This window comes from Acinetobacter sp. YH12241, assembly GCF_013417535.1.
In the GTDB taxonomy this organism is placed as follows: domain Bacteria; phylum Pseudomonadota; class Gammaproteobacteria; order Pseudomonadales; family Moraxellaceae; genus Acinetobacter.
Map to the genome: position 1 here is coordinate 60,931 of NZ_VPDQ01000012.1, position 19,803 is coordinate 80,733.

Annotated in this window: 24 protein-coding genes; 2 read left to right on the forward strand and 22 right to left on the reverse strand. The window is 42.6% G+C overall.

Annotation, left to right across the window (positions count from 1 at the left end; genetic code table 11):
• Positions 1–298: 298 nt before the first annotated feature.
• Positions 299–1,450 carry a cell division protein ZapE gene (gene zapE, locus FTV18_RS09000; RefSeq protein WP_104425963.1) on the reverse strand — a complete coding sequence of 384 codons (1,152 nt, stop codon included), beginning with the start codon at positions 1,448–1,450 and terminating at the stop codon, positions 299–301.
• A gap of 83 nt (positions 1,451–1,533) precedes the next feature.
• A complete protein-coding gene (locus FTV18_RS09005; protein WP_104426984.1) occupies positions 1,534–2,541 on the reverse strand; it encodes an AraC family transcriptional regulator in 1,008 nt (335 codons plus the stop codon).
• 144 nt (positions 2,542–2,685) lie between these two features.
• Between FTV18_RS09005 and FTV18_RS09010 the strand changes: the two genes are divergently transcribed.
• Positions 2,686–4,182, forward strand: a complete 1,497-nt coding sequence (locus FTV18_RS09010; protein WP_180017598.1) for an NAD(P)/FAD-dependent oxidoreductase — start codon at positions 2,686–2,688, stop codon at positions 4,180–4,182.
• A gap of 65 nt (positions 4,183–4,247) precedes the next feature.
• Positions 4,248–5,156 carry a lysine exporter LysO family protein gene (locus tag FTV18_RS09015; RefSeq protein ID WP_180017600.1) on the forward strand — a complete coding sequence of 303 codons (909 nt, stop codon included), beginning with the start codon at positions 4,248–4,250 and terminating at the stop codon, positions 5,154–5,156.
• Between the two features lie 101 nt (positions 5,157–5,257).
• Here the strand turns inward: FTV18_RS09015 and FTV18_RS09020 are convergent, their stop codons facing one another.
• The 20 genes from FTV18_RS09020 to kdsB form a co-directional block, all read right to left on the reverse strand.
• On the reverse strand, positions 5,258–5,479 hold the full coding sequence (locus tag FTV18_RS09020; RefSeq protein WP_180017602.1) for a hypothetical protein: 222 nt from the start codon (positions 5,477–5,479) through the stop codon (positions 5,258–5,260).
• 87 nt (positions 5,480–5,566) lie between these two features.
• Positions 5,567–6,247, reverse strand: a complete 681-nt coding sequence (gene pyrF / locus FTV18_RS09025) for an orotidine-5'-phosphate decarboxylase (RefSeq protein ID WP_373686948.1) — start codon at positions 6,245–6,247, stop codon at positions 5,567–5,569.
• A gap of 242 nt (positions 6,248–6,489) precedes the next feature.
• Entirely contained in the window at positions 6,490–6,855 is a 366-nt protein-coding gene (locus FTV18_RS09030; RefSeq protein ID WP_005236124.1) for a lipopolysaccharide assembly protein LapA domain-containing protein, read from the reverse strand.
• Between the two features lie 22 nt (positions 6,856–6,877).
• A complete protein-coding gene (locus FTV18_RS09035; RefSeq protein ID WP_005097312.1) occupies positions 6,878–7,183 on the reverse strand; it encodes an integration host factor subunit beta in 306 nt (101 codons plus the stop codon).
• A 164-nt stretch (positions 7,184–7,347) separates the two neighbouring features.
• Positions 7,348–9,024 carry a 30S ribosomal protein S1 gene (gene rpsA, locus FTV18_RS09040; RefSeq protein WP_004783987.1) on the reverse strand — a complete coding sequence of 559 codons (1,677 nt, stop codon included), beginning with the start codon at positions 9,022–9,024 and terminating at the stop codon, positions 7,348–7,350.
• A gap of 110 nt (positions 9,025–9,134) precedes the next feature.
• Positions 9,135–9,818 carry a (d)CMP kinase gene (gene cmk, locus FTV18_RS09045; protein WP_179992441.1) on the reverse strand — a complete coding sequence of 228 codons (684 nt, stop codon included), beginning with the start codon at positions 9,816–9,818 and terminating at the stop codon, positions 9,135–9,137.
• A 14-nt stretch (positions 9,819–9,832) separates the two neighbouring features.
• Positions 9,833–10,267 carry an SRPBCC family protein gene (locus tag FTV18_RS09050; protein ID WP_004783989.1) on the reverse strand — a complete coding sequence of 145 codons (435 nt, stop codon included), beginning with the start codon at positions 10,265–10,267 and terminating at the stop codon, positions 9,833–9,835.
• A gap of 62 nt (positions 10,268–10,329) precedes the next feature.
• Positions 10,330–10,845: a tRNA adenosine(34) deaminase TadA gene (tadA, locus tag FTV18_RS09055; RefSeq protein WP_104425959.1), complete on the reverse strand. Its 516-nt coding sequence runs from the start codon at positions 10,843–10,845 to the stop codon at positions 10,330–10,332.
• A gap of 6 nt (positions 10,846–10,851) precedes the next feature.
• On the reverse strand, positions 10,852–11,973 hold the full coding sequence (locus FTV18_RS09060; RefSeq protein WP_180011508.1) for an enoyl-CoA hydratase/isomerase family protein: 1,122 nt from the start codon (positions 11,971–11,973) through the stop codon (positions 10,852–10,854).
• Positions 11,970–12,683, reverse strand: coding sequence for a uracil-DNA glycosylase (ung, locus tag FTV18_RS09065; protein WP_004783992.1), 714 nt, complete (start codon positions 12,681–12,683; stop codon positions 11,970–11,972). The genes FTV18_RS09060 and ung overlap by 4 nt, the downstream gene beginning before the upstream one ends.
• Before the next feature lie 45 nt (positions 12,684–12,728).
• Positions 12,729–13,325: a 6-carboxytetrahydropterin synthase gene (locus FTV18_RS09070; protein WP_180017606.1), complete on the reverse strand. Its 597-nt coding sequence runs from the start codon at positions 13,323–13,325 to the stop codon at positions 12,729–12,731.
• Between the two features lie 160 nt (positions 13,326–13,485).
• On the reverse strand, positions 13,486–14,457 hold the full coding sequence (gene gspK / locus FTV18_RS09075) for a type II secretion system minor pseudopilin GspK (protein WP_180011504.1): 972 nt from the start codon (positions 14,455–14,457) through the stop codon (positions 13,486–13,488).
• Positions 14,458–14,471: 14 nt separating this feature from the next.
• Positions 14,472–15,098, reverse strand: coding sequence for a type II secretion system minor pseudopilin GspJ (gspJ, locus tag FTV18_RS09080; RefSeq protein ID WP_180017608.1), 627 nt, complete (start codon positions 15,096–15,098; stop codon positions 14,472–14,474).
• The gene (gene gspI, locus FTV18_RS09085) at positions 15,095–15,679 is read right to left on the reverse strand and encodes a type II secretion system minor pseudopilin GspI (protein ID WP_257218582.1); all 585 of its coding nucleotides are present in this window, start codon (positions 15,677–15,679) and stop codon (positions 15,095–15,097) included. Before gspI ends, gspJ begins: the two co-directional genes overlap by 4 nt.
• Positions 15,669–16,217: a type II secretion system protein gene (locus FTV18_RS09090; protein WP_180017610.1), complete on the reverse strand. Its 549-nt coding sequence runs from the start codon at positions 16,215–16,217 to the stop codon at positions 15,669–15,671. The genes gspI and FTV18_RS09090 overlap by 11 nt, the downstream gene beginning before the upstream one ends.
• Before the next feature lie 9 nt (positions 16,218–16,226).
• Positions 16,227–16,841, reverse strand: coding sequence for a TetR/AcrR family transcriptional regulator (locus FTV18_RS09095; RefSeq protein ID WP_125279027.1), 615 nt, complete (start codon positions 16,839–16,841; stop codon positions 16,227–16,229).
• 40 nt (positions 16,842–16,881) lie between these two features.
• Positions 16,882–17,655, reverse strand: a complete 774-nt coding sequence (locus FTV18_RS09100) for a TatD family hydrolase (RefSeq protein ID WP_004783999.1) — start codon at positions 17,653–17,655, stop codon at positions 16,882–16,884.
• Between the two features lie 27 nt (positions 17,656–17,682).
• Entirely contained in the window at positions 17,683–18,024 is a 342-nt protein-coding gene (locus FTV18_RS09105; protein WP_005236142.1) for a PilZ domain-containing protein, read from the reverse strand.
• 17 nt (positions 18,025–18,041) lie between these two features.
• On the reverse strand, positions 18,042–19,022 hold the full coding sequence (locus FTV18_RS09110) for a DNA polymerase III subunit delta' C-terminal domain-containing protein (protein ID WP_180017612.1): 981 nt from the start codon (positions 19,020–19,022) through the stop codon (positions 18,042–18,044).
• Between the two features lie 14 nt (positions 19,023–19,036).
• Positions 19,037–19,798 (reverse strand): 3-deoxy-manno-octulosonate cytidylyltransferase, encoded by a 762-nt coding sequence (gene kdsB / locus FTV18_RS09115; RefSeq protein WP_180017614.1) that lies wholly within the window; start codon positions 19,796–19,798, stop codon positions 19,037–19,039.
• Between the last annotated feature and the right edge of the window lie 5 nt (positions 19,799–19,803).

A 19,803-nucleotide genomic window follows, 5' to 3' on the forward strand; every position in this document is an offset into this window, starting at 1 on the left:
ATAGTACTATCACACCGCAAAATAATGAGCATTTTTCTAATAAGAATACCCTCATATTCTTATTAAATGATGTCACACACGATGCAATATCATCCTGCTAAATACCCTCATGACAGTGTATAAAGTTTTTGAAATGTAGAAATTAGACTTAAGTTCAGATTTTTGAATAAAAGTTGTCCGTTCTTTTTATACAAGGTCATATTTAGATCAAGATTAAGCCATGTTTGGCTGAGCTTGTCGATCTTTGACGCAATGGAATGCATAAAAAAGCGCCGGTCATGACCAGCGCTTGTTGTATTTATTCAGGCTCACTTGAAGCTATTTTCTCGATCTGGCGATGTTCTGAATGCAGATATTCATCTGATTGCATCTCTAGCAAACGTGAACGGGTCCGTTCAATTTCGAAAGCCAGTCGCTCACCTTTATAAAGATCAATAATATTATCTTCTGAAGTCAGCAGTAATTTGACTCCACGGTCATAAAATTCATCGACCAGATAAATAAAACGGCGTGTGGCATCATTTAGGAAATCGGTTAAATGCGGCACATTGCTGACCAATACCGTATTGTAGATATTCGCAATTTCAATGAAGTCAGCCGGACTACGCGGTTTTAGGCATAGTTCAGAGAACTCACACCACAACACATCTTCAGTATGTGCCACAGTTTCAACAATGCGGTTATTGATGATGATTGGTTCTTGAGAAGAGGTTTGGGTTTGAGTCAGTGCGGTATAGCGATGTGCCAACCAGTTTTTATTATCATGCGTTAGTGGATATTTGAATAATTGCGCCTGCTTTAAGACACGTAAACGGTAATCCACACCAGCATCTACATTCAGAATGACACAGTTTTTCTTGACCATTTCAATGGTTGGCAGAAAACGGTCACGGTGAATCCCGTTTTTATATAAACCATCCGGTGCAATGTTCGAAGTCGCTACTAGCGTAATGCCACGTTCAAACAGCTTCTGGAACAGATCACTCAGAATCATGGCATCTGTCACGTTAGATACAAAAAATTCATCAAAGCAGATCACCACAGCATCTTTATAAATCTGATCCGCTACGAGATCCAGCGGATTACGCTGACCTGAAAGCTTGTTTAACTCACGATGCACATGCTGCATAAAATGGTGAAAGTGCATACGGGTTTTGCGGCGAAATGGAATCGATTCATAAAACTGATCCATGAGCCAGGTCTTGCCACGACCTACTCCGCCCCACATGTATACACCCTTCGGCGAAGTCTGACGGCGGAAACGGCGAAAGGCTTTCTTAGACGCTTTAAAGCGCTGAATTAATTCCAGCCAGGTACGATTTAGCTCATGTACTGCCATGGCCTGTGCATCATCAGGCATAAACTGTCCTGAAGACAAAGCCTGTGCATAACGTTCTGCAGGAGAGATCGGACTAAAAGCGGTGCTGTGCTGTGAATTAAAATCGGACATAGGTTTCGTACTATTCAGGATCTGTTTAATTATAGCGGAGTTTAGAACGCACACTATAACACTTTGGCATTAACTAACTTAGGCTATTTTATATATTGCCGAGGACTTTGCCCAAACCAACGCTTAAAGGCATGGTTAAAAGCAGCCGGTTCGGAATAACCCAATAACTCTGCAATCATTTCAATCGAATACTGTTTATATTCAATGAGTCGCAAAGCTTTATCTTTAATAATCTCTTCGCGAATCTGTTTATAACTGGTATCGAACTGCTGTAATTGATGGCGTAAAGTACGTTCTGGAATATTCAGAGCCTGAGCCGTTTCAGCCATACTTGGCATCAAACCGGTTTGCAGCTCCAGATAATCCTGTACTCGCTGTACCACAGTCGGGACATCAGCATCTTCCGCCAGACGTTCCAGTTCAGCCAGACACTTTGCTTCATAGACTGCAAAGGTCTCCGCATCTGCTGAAGGAATCCGGATATCCAAAATGGCCTCATCAAACCAGAATGCAGCTCTTGCAGCACCCAACTGTACCTGTGTTCCATAATAATCATGATAGATTTTCTGGGTAGCAGGTTGTTCCGGTGCGGCGAAAGGCAGTTCAATCTGCAAGTCAGGCTTGGACAAACCCATCATCTTGTAAATATCGCGAATGAACTTGAAAGTACCTGAAATCTCAGCTTGCGCGACCAGCATTCCCAGATGATCTTCCGTTTTCTTGGGATAATAGCAAAGCGCACTGCGGTACTCACTTTGCTCCACTCCCAACTGACCGGTAAGATGCGTCAATTGCTGAAAACGAATCACCTGATGCATCGCATCACGTACGGTTGGACTGGTCACCAGCAACATCAGCAAAGGCCCATAACCTGCCAAAGCATAATGCTGGCCGATCAATAAACCCTGTTCTGGCTGGATATCCTGACCCACCACCTTGAGCACATCATATTCCACGCTTGGGTGAATAATTGAAGTCGGATCAAGCGCATCAACACGCAAGCCGATATTTTGCAGTTTTTGATCGACCTCTATGCCAGCCTTGCGCATGCCCTGGATCAGATACATCAGACTGAGAACAGAACGTTTCATAACCATACAAATACAATGTGATAGCTCTAGTTGTACTATAAAAATAAGCAGTCGGCTATTGCCGTTTAGATCAATTTTATATCTAATAGCCAGTTAATAAATCAAGATAATTATCCATTATTAAAATAAGCAAGGAATGCGAAGATGCTGGACAATACAAGCCCTACCCACACTCATCCTTATACCAAAGTGGCCATTATTGGTGCCGGTTTTGGCGGGATAGCGATGGCAATACGTTTACAGCAGCAAGGCATCCATAATTTTATTATTTTAGAAAAAGATAGCGATTTTGGTGGAACTTGGCGCGATAATCAGTATCCGGGAGCGGCCTGTGATGTGCAATTACATATGTATTCCCTTTCCTTTGCTCCCAAAACTGACTGGTCAAAACGCTATGCCGAAGCACCGGAAATTTTTAGCTATATTCAGGATTTAGTCAGTCATTATAATCTTCGGGCTTTTGCTCGGCTGAATACCGAAGTACTTGGGGTTCATTACCAGCAAGACCGATGCTTATGGCAGATCCATCTGCAGGATCAAAGCATTCTGGAAGCCCAGTTTGTAGTATTTGCCTCTGGTCCTTTACATGTTCCTCAAATTCCCCATATTGCGGGCATTGAAAAATTTAAGGGTAAAATCTTTCATTCTTCTCATTGGGATCATCGTTATGATCTTAAAGGGAAAAATGTCGCATCGATTGGGACAGGTGGCAGTGCAATTCAATATACCCCTGAAATTGCACCCGAATGCAAACAGCTCTATGTCTTGCAACGCACTGCAGCTTGGGTCATTCCACGGGATGAACGCTTATATCATGACCTGGAAAAAAAGCTGTTTTCCAAATATGAATGGTTCCGCAAATTACACCGGATTCGGCTGTACTGGTCCAATGAATCGCGTGTGGTGCCTATCGTAAAACCAACTGTCATGAAATATGCTCAGAAACTCGCAGAAGCTTATATTCGCTATCAGGTCAAGGACAAGGAAACTGCCAAGAAGTTAACTCCAGGCTACATCATGGGCTGTAAACGGATTCTGGTGTCTAATCAATATTTCCCCACCTTTAACCGTAAAAATGTGGAACTAGTGACTGAAGGCATTCGTGAAGTGACCGAAAACAGTATTATTACAGCAGATGGTAAAGAACGTCCGATTGACTGCCTGATCTACGGTACCGGATTTATTACTGATCCTAGAATTTATCTGAAAAATTTTGATTGCACTGGCTTGAATGGCATTCACTTAAATGATGTCTGGAAAGATGGTGCCGAAAGCTATTATGAAATCTGTGTGAAAGGTTTTCCGAATCTGTTCCAGTTATTAGGACCGAATACTGTGCTGGCACATAACTCAGTGCTTTTCATGATTGAAGCCCAAGTAAGTTATATCCTGCAAATGATCGCCCTAGTGGATCAATCACATAGTGATGCAATTGTGGTCAAAGATCAGGTACAGGAAAAATTCAACCAGGATGTCCAACATATGCTGGACAATACGGTCTGGCAATCTGGCTGCGTTAGCTGGTATCAGCAGGAAGGTGGGAAAAATTTTGCCTTATGGCCTACCTATACCTGGAAATACTGGCTCAAAACCAAAACCCTTAATGCAGCAGATTATTATTTTTTAAATAAAGCCAGTTAAAAGCCCTTCACATTCATAGTGCTAGCGATGGCATAATAAAGACTGATTTATCATACTTTTTTATTATGCAATCGCTTTGGTTAGTATCCCAGCTTCTGGTCTGTTTAGTGCTTGGTTTTGTTTTTGCGAAACGGCTTCCTGCTCCCCTCACAAAAATCTGCTTTAAGGTTCTTCCGTATTTTAGTTATATTTTGCTGATTGCCATCGCTTTTGAGTTTTCTGAACTTTTAGCGGAATTACCTCATCCTGCTCAGATTCTAAATACCTCTATTACAATTGCTTTTCTCACCTCTATTGGGGCATTTGGCTGTTGTTATCTGCTCTTTAAATGGGCAGATTTCCAGCCTTCTTCTGGACGGGTATCCACTGAGCTAGTGATTAAATCACTGGTCAATATCAGTTATGCGTTCTTTGCCTTAGCCGCTGGATACTTGCTGCATTATAGTTTCACTCAAATAGGGCTTTCTGTTCAGATCAGCACTTGGCATTTATTACTGGTTTTTATGTTTCTAATTGGACTGGATCTCGCCTACTCACCACTTGATCGCTCATGGTTGAACTGGAAAATCCTGCTGGTTCCGGCAGGTTGTATTGCTGGTTCATGCGTGGCAGCAATTGTCTATTCTTTCTGGAATCCAGATATTCATTTAAAAGACCTGATTATGCTGTCGCAAGGTTATGGTTTTTATTCCATGTCGGGTGTTGTCGTCACAGAACTGAGAAATGCAGAACTGGGTAGTATTGCCCTGATGAATGACCTGTTTCGGGAAATTTTTGCGATTTTACTGATGTATTGTGCCGGCTGGCGTTACCCAAGATCAGCAATTTCTGCTGCAGGTGCGACTGCGATGGATGTGACTTTACCCATGGTCAAACAGGCCTGTGGCAATGATTTTATTCCACATGCCATGGTGAGCGGTTTTATTTTATCTGTATTGGCGCCAGTAGCGGTAAGTGTGTTGACGGTAATTTAAAAATCCCTCCCGACCTCCCTTTTTTAAAGGGAGGAGAAGTCCCCCTTTCATAAAGGGGGATTTAGGGGGATTCAATTAGAAATAAAATAAACTACGGAATATTAAAAATTCAAATCAACCCTACTCAATGAATCTACTACTGTCTCCATCATCTCTGAAGCGAGTTCTACAATATCTATGCTATCAAGGCCTGACATCCAGTCCCATGAACCCGACTGTGCCTGTTGTTTATATTTTTCCTGCTGTTCGAACTGATCTGCTATTTTTTCCATCTCCAGCCTTTGTTCTAGCATCTTTTGTTCTGGTGTCTTTATTATTCTCATTTGAAATTCCTTTTTATTTTTATACAGTTTTTCTCAATGTATAAAAAAAGCCTTTCATATGAAAGGCTTTTCATCAGGTAACCGGAATTACAATGTTGCCAAAATATCTTTTAGAGTCTGACGAGGATTTTCCGACTTGGTAATTGGTCGTCCAATCACCAGATGTGTTGATCCATCCAGCATTGCCTGTTTTGGTGTCACAATACGTTTTTGATCGTCTGCATTTGAACCTTCAGGACGAATCCCAGGAGTGACCAGTGCAAAGTCTTTTCCAATGGTTTCACGCAGCATTTTCGCTTCTTGTGCGGAACAGACCACCCCATCCAAGCCACTATCTTTGGTGAGTTGAGCCAGACGTTTTACATGTTCATTAGGCTCAATATCCAAGCCAATATCTTTCAAGTCTTTACGCCCCATTGAAGTCAACACAGTTACCGCAATGAGTTGAGTCTTATAGTTACCTGCTTTTAAACGCTCAACACAGGTCTCCATCATTTTACGACCACCTGAAGCGTGGACATTGACCATCCACACGCCCAAGTCTGCCGCAGCACATACCGCTTGTGCAGTGGTATTCGGAATATCATGGAACTTCAAATCTAAAAACACGTCAAAACCTTTGTCTTGAAGTGCTTTTACAATGATAGGACCTTCATGAGTAAATAACTCTTTGCCCACCTTTACTCGACATAAGGCAGGATCGAGCTGCTCTGCAATCGTTAAGGCATCAAATTGACTTTTAGCATCCAGTGCAACGATGATACTCATGAGAAGACCCTTCAAATTGACAAAATTAAACCATTATACGGACTAGCCCTATAACAACCAAGAATATTTTCGCAAAAATGATTTTTTGATTCAAATTAAGTCATTTATTTATATAATTTTTATATATTTCTTCTAAATATAATTTAGCAATAAAAAACGCCTTAGAAGCTAAGCTAAAAGGCGTTTAATCAAAACAGGCGAAGTAAAAAAATCAGTAGATTACTTCGACTTCTCATTTTTGTCTAAAGCGGTGCCGATGGCCTGTCATTAGAATTAATATCTAATACTGTTTTCTCATGTCGTGTATGAGCTGCCGCTTCTGCTGCCATCATCTTGGCAGTATTCAACTGTTCCTTACGTAGATGTTCAATATCTTTACGTAGTCGTTTAATTTCCCAATTACTCTGAAAAACGCGGAAAACCTGCACACCGAGTAACAAGCCAACCACTATTCCTAAGGAAAGAGTCAAAAGGAGCAATAACCCTAAGCGCATTGCAGGAACTTGAGTAAATAACAAGTCCACTGAGACCTCAGTCCCGTTTTGCAACACCAAAGCTAATGAATAGCCAAAGACGAGCAATAAAAGAATGACCAGAACGTAACGCATGAACACCCCGTAAATATCTTGTTTATTTGTTTGCAGATTCGTTTACTGCATCACGAAGTGCTTTACCTGGCTTAAAGTGTGGAACAGCTTTTGCTGCAACTTCAACAGATTTACCAGTTTTAGGATTACGACCCACACGAGGCTCACGATGATGCAATGCAAAGCTGCCAAACCCGCGAATCTCAATACGGTTATCAGATGATAAAGCTTCAATCATTTGATCAATCATAATTTTAACTGCTTCTTCCACTAAAGGTTCAGCCAAATGCGGATTCTTTAGCGCGATGCGCTCTATTAAGTCAGACTTATTAAGTGCTTCAGTAGTCATCTGCGACCTCTTTAATTATCAAGCTACTCGGGATCTATTTTCCGATAATAACCTGTTTAAATACAAAACGGTAGCGCAATAATTAAATACTACGCTACCGTTTACAGTATTTGTGTAAAAAGTATTACTTAACTTACATTAACAATACAATTCACCATCTACTCTTAGTGATTCATTTGCGCTTTGATCAAGTCACCAATAGTTTTAGGACCATTGTCTTGACCAGCAGCAGCTGTTTTCAGGTTAGCAACAGCTTCTTTCTCTTCAGCTTCGTCTTTCGCTTTGATAGACAAGTTGATAGAGCGAGATTTACGATCTACATTGATGATCTTAGCTTCAACTTCTTGACCAACTTCTAGGAATTTAGTCGCATCTTCAACGCGGTCGCGGTTGATTTCAGATGCTTTAAGAGTTGCTTCAACTTCATCAGCTAACTTAACAGTAGCGCCTTTAGCGTCAACTGCAGTTACAGTACCTTTAACAAGCGCACCGCGTTCGTTAGCAGCTAAGAAATCGTTGAACGGATCGCTGTTCAATTGTTTGATACCAAGGCTGATACGGTTGCCTTCAGCATCTACAGACAGGATAACTGCTTCAACAGTGTCACCTTTCTTGTAACGACGGATCGCTTCTTCGCCTTGTTCGTTCCAAGAGATGTCAGACAAGTGAACTAGACCATCGATACCGCCTGGTAAACCGATGAAGATACCGAAGTCAGTGATTGACTTGATAGTACCTGAAACTTTTTCACCTTTGTCGTGGTTCTTAGCAAACTCTTCCCATGGGTTAGCACGAGTTTGTTTAATACCAAGAGAAATACGACGACGCTCTTCGTCTACTTCAAGAACCATAACATCAACTTCGTCACCGATCTGAACTACTTTAGATGGGTGGATGTTTTTGTTAGTGTGGTCCATTTCTGAAACGTGTACTAAGCCTTCAACGCCTTCAGCGATTTCTGCGAAACAGCCGTAGTCAGTCAGGTTAGTTACGCGAGCTTTAACGATAGAACCTTTAGGGTAACGGCTCATAATCGCTAACCATGGATCTTCGCCTAATTGTTTAAGGCCTAAAGATACGCGGTTACGTTCGCGGTCGAATTTAAGTACTTTAACAGTAACTTCTTGACCCACTTCAACAACTTCTGATGGGTGCTTGATACGTTTCCAAGCCATATCAGTGATGTGAAGAAGACCGTCGATACCGCCAAGGTCAACGAATGCACCGTAGTCAGTAAGGTTTTTAATAGTACCAGTAACTGTTTGACCTTCTTCAAGCTGAGCAAGAAGCGCTTCACGGTCAGCTGAAGATTCAGCTTCCATAACAGCACGACGTGAAACAACAACGTTGTTACGTTTAGCGTCAAGTTTGATTACTTTGAATTCTAACTCTTTACCTTCCAAGTGAGTAGTATCACGGATAGGACGAGTATCAACTAAAGAACCTGGAAGGAACGCACGAACTGGACCGATGTCAACAGTGAAACCGCCTTTAACTTTACCAGAGATAACACCAGTAACGATTTCGCCGTCTTCAAAGATTTTTTCAAGTTTAGTCCAAGTCTCAGCGCGTTTAGCTTTTTCGCGAGAAAGAACTGTTTGACCCATACCGTTGTCAAGTGCTTCAACAACTACGTCTACAGTGTCGCCAACTTGAACTTCAAGTTCGCGCTGTTCATTTAAGAACTCAGCACGGTCAACAACGCCTTCAGATTTAAGGCCAGTGTCAACAGTTACCCAATCAGAGTCGATGCTTACTACAACGCCTTGGATGACTGCACCCTTTTCAACGTTGAGGTTTAATTCACTTTCTTCAAAGAGGGCTGCAAAAGATTCGGTCATGATATATCCGATAAAGTCAGCGGTCTTGGATCAGACAAGGCCGGTTTAATTAAGCATCTACATAGTCCATATAAAACTGATCAAGCTATGCGTCTGCTGAAATAATAGGGTTATTGAGCTAATTGCTGATCCACATATGTGGTCATCAGCTTGAATACTTCATCGATATTCAGATCTGAACTGTCGATGATGTACGCATCAGCAGCAGGTTTGAGCGGAGCAACAGTGCGTTCCATATCTCGTTTATCCCGCGCTTCGATATTAGCTAAAATGTCGTTTATTTTAACATCCAGCCCCATACCCTGCAACTGCTTTACACGTCTTTGCGCACGGGATTCAGCCGAAGCTGTCAAATAAATCTTGGCTTGTGCATCTGGGAAGATACTGGTCGCCATATCGCGGCCATCTGCCACTAGACCAGGAGCTTGAGCAAAAGCATGTTGACGGGCCACCAGAGCAGTTCTAAGTTCAGGAATTGCAGCAACTTTTGAAGCATACTCACCCACCCGTTCGGTACGGATAGTTTGGGAGACATCTTCACCATTCAGCCATACCTGAACACCTGATTCAGTGCTGACAAATTGGATATCCAAATTTGTTGCAATTTGTACGCATTCAGCCAGTTTAGTATCCAGTTCATCGAGTAAATTATGGTGATGCAATGACAGTCCTAATAAACGATACAAAGCCCCTGAATCCAGTAAATGAAAATGGTAATGTGCTGCAAGTTTTGCAGCCAGTGTGCCTTTGCCAGATCCACTTGGACCATCAATGGTAATAATTTGAACTGTCATTACTTTCCCGTTATTTATACAGATTTTGCAAGTTTTGCGAGGCCTAGTTTAATCCCTGTCTTGAGCTGTGCAAGAATTAATTTACTGACAAATGGAAGACGTGCCTGCAATTCTATCGTATAAGTCACCAGACTTTTGTTATCGTCCAATGCTTCAAACTCAATAATACCCAAATGATGTTTAATCAAAGGATTCTTTACGATCTTGTATTCAATACGGGAGTTCGGCTCTAGCAAGGTAATTTGCTCTTTTAGCGGCTTGACTGGACCTAAACCCATGCTACGCACAGAACCCACACCATCTGGGCGCTCAGGGTCTGCCGAATCCTTAATCCGTTCCACCTGCATTGGTGCAAAAGCCACGTTATAAGCATCGTGTTTAGACAGCAATTCAAAAACCTTATCAATCGCTGCTGGGAATTCTTTTTTTACCTGAATCGCATTTTTCATTTTTCTTTTTCCTGAAAATAAATGATTTTAAAGTGAGCAAAGTTTAACGAATTAGATTCGATTTATTTATGAGCATTCAGTAATTTTTCTTGCAATTTCAGCTGGCGTTTTTGTTCACGACGCAACTTGAAAAATGCACTCAACTGCTCAGCACACTGCTGCTGCATACAGCCCGAGTCAAATAGAAATACATGATTATAGTAGCCAGTCTCAAAAAGCTTGCGTGCACTCACCAAAGAACCTGCTTTGGGCTCATTTGTACCAAAAACGACCCGTGAAATACGCGAATGCACCAATGCTCCTACACACATGGTGCACGGTTCCAGAGTTACATAGAGGACAGCATCTTCAGGCAGGCGGTAGTTTTTCAGGTTCTGACAAGCTTCACGTAATGCTACGATTTCAGCATGGGCAGTCGGATCATTTAAAGAAATAGGCGCATTGTAGCCACGGCCAATGACCTGATTTTGACTGACAATCACCGCACCTACAGGAATTTCACCCTGCTCAGCAGCAAGTGCAGCCTGCTCATAAGCAAGCCGCATCCAGTATTCATCGGTAAATTGTGTTTCGGACATTCAGACTTAAATCACATCATAGTGCTTGAGTAGCTCATTCCAGCTTTCAATGGTGGTTACCGGTGGATTCTGAGACAGAATGCCTTTCAGGCTTAAATCACTACCCTTTTGCCATTCTGGAGACAGATCTTTATCAACCAGTCGTGCACGTACACCTTCAACAAAATCAGGATGACGGATTTTCCAATCTGAAATCTGGGTTTCCAGTTCAAAAATTTCATTCCATGAATGAACCTGTTTACCCCATTGCCATAATAACCAGCTTAGAGCAGCGGTTGCAGGTGAACCTTTTTGCAGGTTTTCGCTGGCCTGACGCAACCAGTCACTGCGCGCATCACTTAAACCAATAATCGATTCATAATCGTGCTCGAAGTTTACGCCACGACATACACTGTGGATTACATCCAGTGAGTTTTGCAAAGGACCCGGGCCTACCGGACGGTGCATGCTGTTCAAGGTGTCATCAATCGCACGGAAATCCCCAGCTGGATAATGTTCCCAGTCTATATTTACGACCTTATCTAATACTGAATCACGCTGTGCATCACAGATATGAGTCGCCCAGCCAATACCGTAAGCACCCGCAGCAGTCATAATGGAACCCGTTAAACCTGTAAACAGGCCAATCGCTCCACGGTCTGCTAGGAAGCGGGTCGCACCCACATCTGGATATAAACCAATATTAATCTCAGGCATGGCCAGACGTGAATACGGCGTCACCAAACGGAATGGAGCCGCCATAAACAGGCCTAAACCACCACCCATAACATAACCTTCACCCCACACCAATACCGGCTTGGCATAGTTATGCAGCAATAGATCTAGCGCATATTCCTGTTCAAAAAACTTATTAGCGGTTGCCACTTCATCATTAATTACTAACTGACGCAGCTTACGTACATCGCCACCGGCACAAAATGCTTTCGGGGTAGTTGAATCCAGCCAGATCGCTTTTACGCTATCATCTGTATGAAAGTCCTGAAAAACTTCCAGTAGTGCAGAAACCAGAGATTCATCTAAAGCGTGTAATGATTTTGGACGATTCAGGCGTACAATGCGCCAGCCATTGTTGGCTTGTTCAACAATCAGGTCCGGATGGTAAGGTTTAGTTACAGGAGAATAAGTCATGCGTCCAGCTGCCAATCTATAGGCTCAATGCCATGTTGTTTGAGATAATTATTCGTTTTCGAAAAAACTTTACAACCAAAAAAACCACCCCGGTTTGCTGACAAAGGCGAAGGATGTGCTGCCTTTAAGACCAGGTGTTTATTTTGATCAATGCGCTGTCCTTTACGCTGTGCGTATGCGCCCCAAAGAATAAAAACGATATGCTCACGTTGTTCATTCAATACATCAATGACGTGATCTGTGAATTCTTCCCAACCACGTTTCTGATGTGAAGTTGGCTGTGCTGCCTCTACAGTCAGTACAGCGTTGAGCAGAAGTACACCCTGTTCCGCCCAATGAGTTAAATCACCATGTTTAGGGATTTTTACGCCTAAATCATTATGTAACTCATGAAAAATATTACGTAAAGATGGAGGTAATGCAACCCCTTTTTGCACCGAGAAGCTTAAACCATGCGCCTGATTCGGACCATGATAAGGATCCTGACCAATAATCACCACTTTAACCCGGTCTAATGGCGTCGTATTCAAAGCATTAAAAATCAGGTGATTCGGTGGATAAATCACCTTGTCTGCTTTTTTTTCTTCAATTAAAAACGTTTTTAACGCATCCATTTTTGGACTCAATAAAAACTCACTGAGTCCATATTTCCAGCTGTCATCTAACTGAACTTTATTCAGTTTCGCAATTTGCTGTTCATTTAAAGACATGCTTCAATCCTAAATCTATGTCAGTCTGCGTTTATATTCGAATTTTTAAGGCTGGACTTGCAGATCCACAGCCGGATTATGAAATGGAAGACCCTGTTTCAGTTTCGCAAACATCTCTGGATCTGTCCATTCTGCCCGCACCTGCTCCGAGAATTCAATCTGTTCCAGGCTAAGTGGACCCATCTGTGTATTCTGGATATCTTCCAGGAAGCTTTGCGCATAGCCGGTATCAGTCTCATGGACAATCACAGAGTAAACTTCAACATCCCCTTCACCATTCTGGGTGACAGTAGATATCAGTACCTGCTGAGCCAAGAAGAAGAAAATACGTGAAAACTGTTCTGCAGATGGCGAAACCGGCAAAGATACCCAGCGTGCACTAAAATTCTTGCATGCCTGAATATATTCAGGATCATCTTTTTGCCAAAAGCAGATCGCATGGTCAAAAGAATCAAAAAAATCCTTAATCACCCCTTTGAGCAGACCAAAATCATATACCATCTGGCCATGATCCAACTTCGACGCTTTCAGCAATAACTCAACTTTATAACTGTGACCATGAATCGAACGTTTACAGCGATCCGAGGTGCAGTTACGCACAATATGAGCATTTTCAAACTTAAATAACTTACGAATTAACATATGCCGTAATGTCGTCAAAAAATAGGTGAATTAATTTCAATTATAAAGCAAAAGTAAACCGATGAGGATTAATTTTGCAGTTCGTCATGATAGGCAAAAGGGATTGAAGCGAAAACAGATTAAATTCCAAAAAATGAGATTATTTAAAAATGGTGGAATTTTAAAAAGGTGCCATGCTTCGATAGGCAACATAAACCTTCTTGTCCTGCCGCACCAGATCACTACTAAACTGACGTTTACGTTCACTCAGCATCACTTCGATACGTGCTTTAAAGTGATTGGATTGCACTCCAAGCAGGTTATTAAACAGGTTGTGTTTGGCTGCATCCACCTGAGCAAAGGGTTCTAGTGTCCAGAGATCAGCCACATTGGAAAAATATTCCAGATTTGCCTGACGGCGATCCAGCAATTGCTGCACAGTATTCACATCCAGCTTTTCATCCATGCTCGCCAAAAGAAATGCAGATGCGGTATTAATATTGACCATAGTATCTGCTACAGGCGCAGTACTGAGATAAGGTGCAATTAGTTTGTACTTATTTTCTTCAAAGCCTCGTACCAGTTTCAGCTCTTCAACGCTATGAAATTTGGCATTCGGAGGTAGAGAACCATTCGGCAAGCCCTGATAATAATTAGATTCTGCACCCATTGGGCCACTTGGCATTTCATCTTCATCCTGCCAGTCAATCACAGCTTCACTCAACTGCTCTGGCAATCCAGCACGTTTTAATATCAGCTCGAACCAGGCTTTAGCATTTTCATTCACTGTGCCTTCAGCTGTAATCAGGCTATTTAAATTAAACTTACCTGACTCATCTTGCAGTATTCCCGAAACATAACCATCTTCAACCGGAAAAGCCGGCATCGGCTGCGCCCAAGTTTCATTTAAATGATCAACTTCTGCTGCATTCTCTGCGTCATCCACCAGTAATTCAGAAAAAAACGCCTCAGCACTTTTGGCATACATCAAAGACTGGTTTTGTCGCATTAAATAAGCGGTACTTTCAGCAGTTGCGGCCTGACGTTTAGCAATAGTCGCAGCCAAAATAGTTGCAAGTGCCACCATCACCAGAATGGTAATCAGAGCAATCCCCTTCTGCTGTTTGATCATCATTGCTTTGTTCATCTGCATTTTATTATTCTTTGTCAGGTTAACTTTTGGGTTTCAAGCAGGAAATCTGTATTCAATAAACTGAAAACCCACTCATAACTGACCCCATTAACCATTAAGTTGATTTTAATGCCTTTGGGCAGACGCTGTTTTTGCTCAACCTGATTTAAATCAAAAGATGAGTCTGGCCATTGGGTCATTTCATTCGGATTAAGCACTACGATCTGAAACTGCTCAACCTCGGACAACAACACACTGGATTCAGGTTGATCACGACCGGTCTGGTTTAAATTCCGGTATTTCAGGCGATACAATTTTTGCTCATCCGCCCGGTACTGATATTCAACCCGTTCATCTGGAGAAATCCCCTCTTCTAGAGGATCGGTGACTCCAGTCTTACTAAAGTTAAAACGTCCGTTTTGCAAAACCAGTGCCGGCTGAATATCACCATTAATATTGGCCGTCAAAGGCACCGCCTGCACCGTATCACGCAAGATCTGCTGATAAGTATCTTGTAACTGGCTTAAGCGCTGTTCATGCACCGCATTACGGTCTTTAGTTTGTACAATATAATCAAATACTTTCCAGCCTAGAGCAGAGAGTACGGCGAAAATTGCAATAGCAACCAGTAGTTCGACCAGCGTAAATCCCTTTGACTTCATGGCATTTCATTCATCCGGTGATTAAAGAACATCAAGCTGCTAATTCCATTTTCTGCCTGACCGGTTTCAGTATTGACCAGACTCACTTGTAATTCAATGCGTTGTACATTAGGACTTACAGTGGGTTCACTGCGCTTATCAATTTGCCAGGTTTCGCCCTGTTGAGTGAGTTGTTTAGATTCTGTACCAGTAAGCCACTGCTGATTAATTTCCATCAGTGCCGCTTCATTCAAGGCAACAAACTGGGCTTGGGTTCTCAAAATGGCATTCGAAGTCGATTGGGTATATTGCATAGCAACTTTAGTCAGGGTCATGGCTGCTGTGGCAAAGATCGCCAGCGCGACCATCACTTCCAGCAAGGTAAATCCTGAGGCACGATTAAGTCGAGTAATCCTCGACCTGAGCGGCATTATCGCGCAAAAAAGTCCGAAAGCTGTGCTTGAGGAGCCGCGATGAGTGAAACGCTGTTTCACCGCTGCGCAAGACGAAGAGCTATACTCGGATTGCACACGATCAGCATTTGACTTAAACGGCTTGATTACATCAGCTTCGGCACTCTGCTTGAAACCCCTAGCTTTCATGGACTTTACCCAAGTGATCAATTTCAATCGGATTGCCCACTACACGATCTTCCAGATAGAACTGGATTCTGACCGGTTTAACTTCACCATTGCCTAACCAGATCAGCTTGGGTGCATTGGCTTCAGTAAGATCCCGATTTTGGGCATTATTATAACGCTGCTCTAAAGGCTGAATTCGGAAAGAGACCTGCTCCGGTAAACTGCGCAGATTAAACTCCACATAATTTTGCCATTTCTGCTGATTTAAAGTCGATTCTGCCTGATTAGGTGAACGATATTCCACGATCCCGTAGCGAAATGGTGAAACATCAGTGGCAGCCTGAACATCAAGCGCAAGAATACGGGATTGATCATTGGATTCCCGCAAGATTCTTTGCAAATCCAGTAACAGGACTTCCCGCGCCTGCATTGCCTTGCGCTGATCTACCCCACTAATATTGAGCACGACCAGTGACGCCATAATACTCATAATCACAATCACCACCATCACTTCGATTAGAGTGAATCCACGAATGGAGGCGTGATGTGATCTGATCATAGGCAACTCTTAGGCGAACTGCTCGGCAGGATGGACCTGTTTCGGTAAAGCTAAAGCTTGATCAATAAGGGCAACGCGCAAGGTATCGCGTGAACCGAGATAGCGCTGATAAAAACTGGAGTTCAGAATCGCAGCTGCACCATGGGTCATCGACCAAATTGAGGCCAGATAATCACGCACCGACATGCTGCTATTGATTGAAGCCAAATAGCTTTCAGTCATACGGATAATCAAACGTAAGCGCTGTTTGCGCACCTGATAAAGTTCGCTAAACAGGTGCTGAATTCCAACACCTGTTGTAGAAAGACGTTCTTCAATCTGATGAAAAAGGACAGTACGTTCAGGGTGATGCAGATGATGCAACATAAAGAATGCCAGATGTTCAGGAAAAGCCTTATCACTATCCTGGATCATTTCCAGCAACATGCGCTCATTACGGATAATCAGCAATATGTACAATTCATCTTTACTCTGGAAATGCTTATAAAGAGTGCCTTTGGCCAGATCCAGTTCTGCTGCCAGTGCATCCAGGGTCATCCCTGCTTCACCATTTTCTAGCAGTAACTGTTCTGCAACTTGAAAAATCAAGGTTTCTCTTGCTCGAAACTGAGCCTGACGATCCATCTTCACCCTATAACTCTCTTGTACTCTTATCTAACTTTACTTACTTTGAATTCAGAAGATTCTCAAAGTTCTGCTTTGTGATATAAGCCATTTCTTCTAGCGACTTATCATATACATCGCAAAGCGCTTTGGCTACATAAGGAACGTATTTTGGTTCATTAGATTTGCCACGATATGGCATTGGAGCAAGGTAAGGACTATCCGTTTCGATTAAAACCCGATCAAGTGGAACCTGTTTGGCCACGTCACGCAAATCCTGGGCATTTTTAAAAGAAACAATACCGGAGAAAGACACATAGTAACCGCAGTCTAAAACAGCTTTAGCGGTTTCCCAGTCTTCGGTAAAACAGTGCAAAATGCCATGGGTAGATTTCTCTGCACGAATAATATCAACCGTGTCATGCTTGGCAGAACGGGTATGCACAACGACAGGTTTTTTCACAATTTGTGAGGCATGAATATGACGGGCAAAACAGTCTTTTTGCTCGGCAATAAAATCGGTGCTGTGATAATAATCGAGCCCCGTTTCACCCAGCGCCCAGACTTTTTCCGGTTGTGCCAGTTCAACCAGATATTCAGTGGTCGCACGCGCCATTGTCGCCGCATCTTCGCAAGGATGTACACCGACGGTATAACCGACATCAGGATGACGGGCCGCGATTTTCGCCAGCTCGATATGATCATCCAGATCCACCGAGATACTCATAAACTTGGATACGCCTGCTTCACGGGCCTGAGCGAGCGCCTGATCCAGATCACCGTTATAAGGTGTTAAATCGAGCAGCGTTAAATGGCAATGAGTATCTACAAACACAATGAGTCCCTACCAAAGGTAAATTAACTACATAGTGTAACTTTTACGTCCATCAGATTTAAGACCCGCAACCAGACGATCTGCTTCATTTTTGAAGAAAACGCCTTTTTCACCGGTGAGCTGAATCCCAAAACCTTGTGGCTTGATGCCATTCTGCTTTTGAGATATCCAGATTACTTTTCCGGTTAATGGAATTTTCTGCGTCTGTTCAGGTAAAGTCGTCAAAACAAAAACTTCTTCACCTAATTTTACTGGCTGCTTGGAAGGAATAAAAAGTCCACCACCTACAACATATGGCATATAACTGGCAAATAGTGTTTCAATATCCGGAATATTAGCCTGAATAATACCGCCCATACGTGGTTGCATCTTGTTTTCCCCTTAAGCTAAAGATTCATCAGCTTGATACACAATTCATCGAGCACCAGATTACTTTGTACGTTCTGCTCAAGATATTGTTTGGCTCGCTGAAAATCCTCATAAATTTTAAAAAGTGTTTCCAATGAATATTGTTCGGCCAATACATTAAAGTCCAGATCAATGTTTTTTACGGCCTGATTTAGCTTGACACAAATTAAATCGGACAACAAGTATTCAAACATTTGACCAAATTCACCAAAACTCAGGCTTTTATTCCATTTGGTCGCAATTGCCATTGGCATATTTTTTTGAATGACCAGTTTTTTCCAGTCTTCCATGAATTCCTGACGTAATGGCAACCAGGAACTTTGTGCAACCTCAATCGCTTGCAAAGGCATCTGATTGGATAAATTCATTAATAGCTGCTGCTGGCTCGAACCTGCTTCAGGTAACTGCGCCTCTACATATTCACTAAATTGCGCTGATGAAATCCGGTCTAAAGCAAAATGCTGTAAACGGCTGCGAATAGTTGCAGGCAATTTCAGATAATGATCCGCAAGCAGAATAATGACAATATTTTCACCCGGTTCTTCCAGAGTTTTCAGCAAGGCATTAGAAGAAGCAATATTTAATGCTTCAGCGGGTTCAATGACAATGACACGCCAGCCATCGACGGTCTGCTGTACAAAAGGCAGAAGATCACGGATCTTTTCAATTTTAATTTTGGCATTCTGTTTTTTATTGTCTTCATCAGTGCTGATATAGACGTAATTCGGATGGGTATCCGCTTTCAGCCACTGACAACTGCCACACTCACCGCATGACCCCTTAGGCTGACGGTTCAGGCATAAAACCCAGGCCAGAAACTGCTGGGCAAAGGCTTCTTTACCACAGCCTTTTTTTCCATAGAACAATAAACCATGCCCAAGCTTAGGAAAACGCCCGGTTAGCGTATCCCAAACCTGTTGCTGCCATGGATAAATCTGTGCATTGACATCAAGCGGCATGGAGAATTCTCAAATTAAGCAAAAGAAGATGGATCCATCTGGTTCAAGCGATCTAGATCTTCCTGCGTATCGACACCTGGCGGTAAATTGGTTTCTGCCACAGCAATGGCAATACGGTGACCATTTTCCAGTACACGTAACTGTTCTAAAGATTCCAGTTTTTCCAGCACACCCATTTCCCAGGTTACATATTCCTGTAGCAGTTTCACGCGGTAAGCATATAAACCCAAATGACGATAAGCCTGATCATGCAGTTTCTGTTCAGCTAGCTTGGCACCATCACGGTCATAAGGAATCGTAGCACGACTAAAATACAGTGCCTGATTGTGCTTAGACATCACAACCTTAACGATACTGTCACGCTTGAATTCCTCTAAATGATGAATTGGCTCACACAGAGTCGACATTGAGCAAGCCGGTTGATCTTCTAAGAGTTGCGCGACCTGTTTAACTAACTGAGCTGGCAATAAAGGTTCATCACCCTGTACATTCACAATAATGTCATCACTCGCCCAGCCCTTGATTCGAGCTACCTCGCTTAGACGATCGGTACCTGATGGATGATCTGCTGAAGTCAGGACCACATCAACACCTTCAGCACGGCAAACTTCGGCAATACGTTCATCATCTGTTGCCACACACAGGTCATCAAAGCCCTGTACTTTTTTGGCCTGATCCACGACACGCAGAATCATCGGACGACCATGGATTTCCAGCAAAGGTTTACCCGGCAAACGTGAACTGGAGAAGCGTGCAGGAATAACTATATGTTTCATCGTAA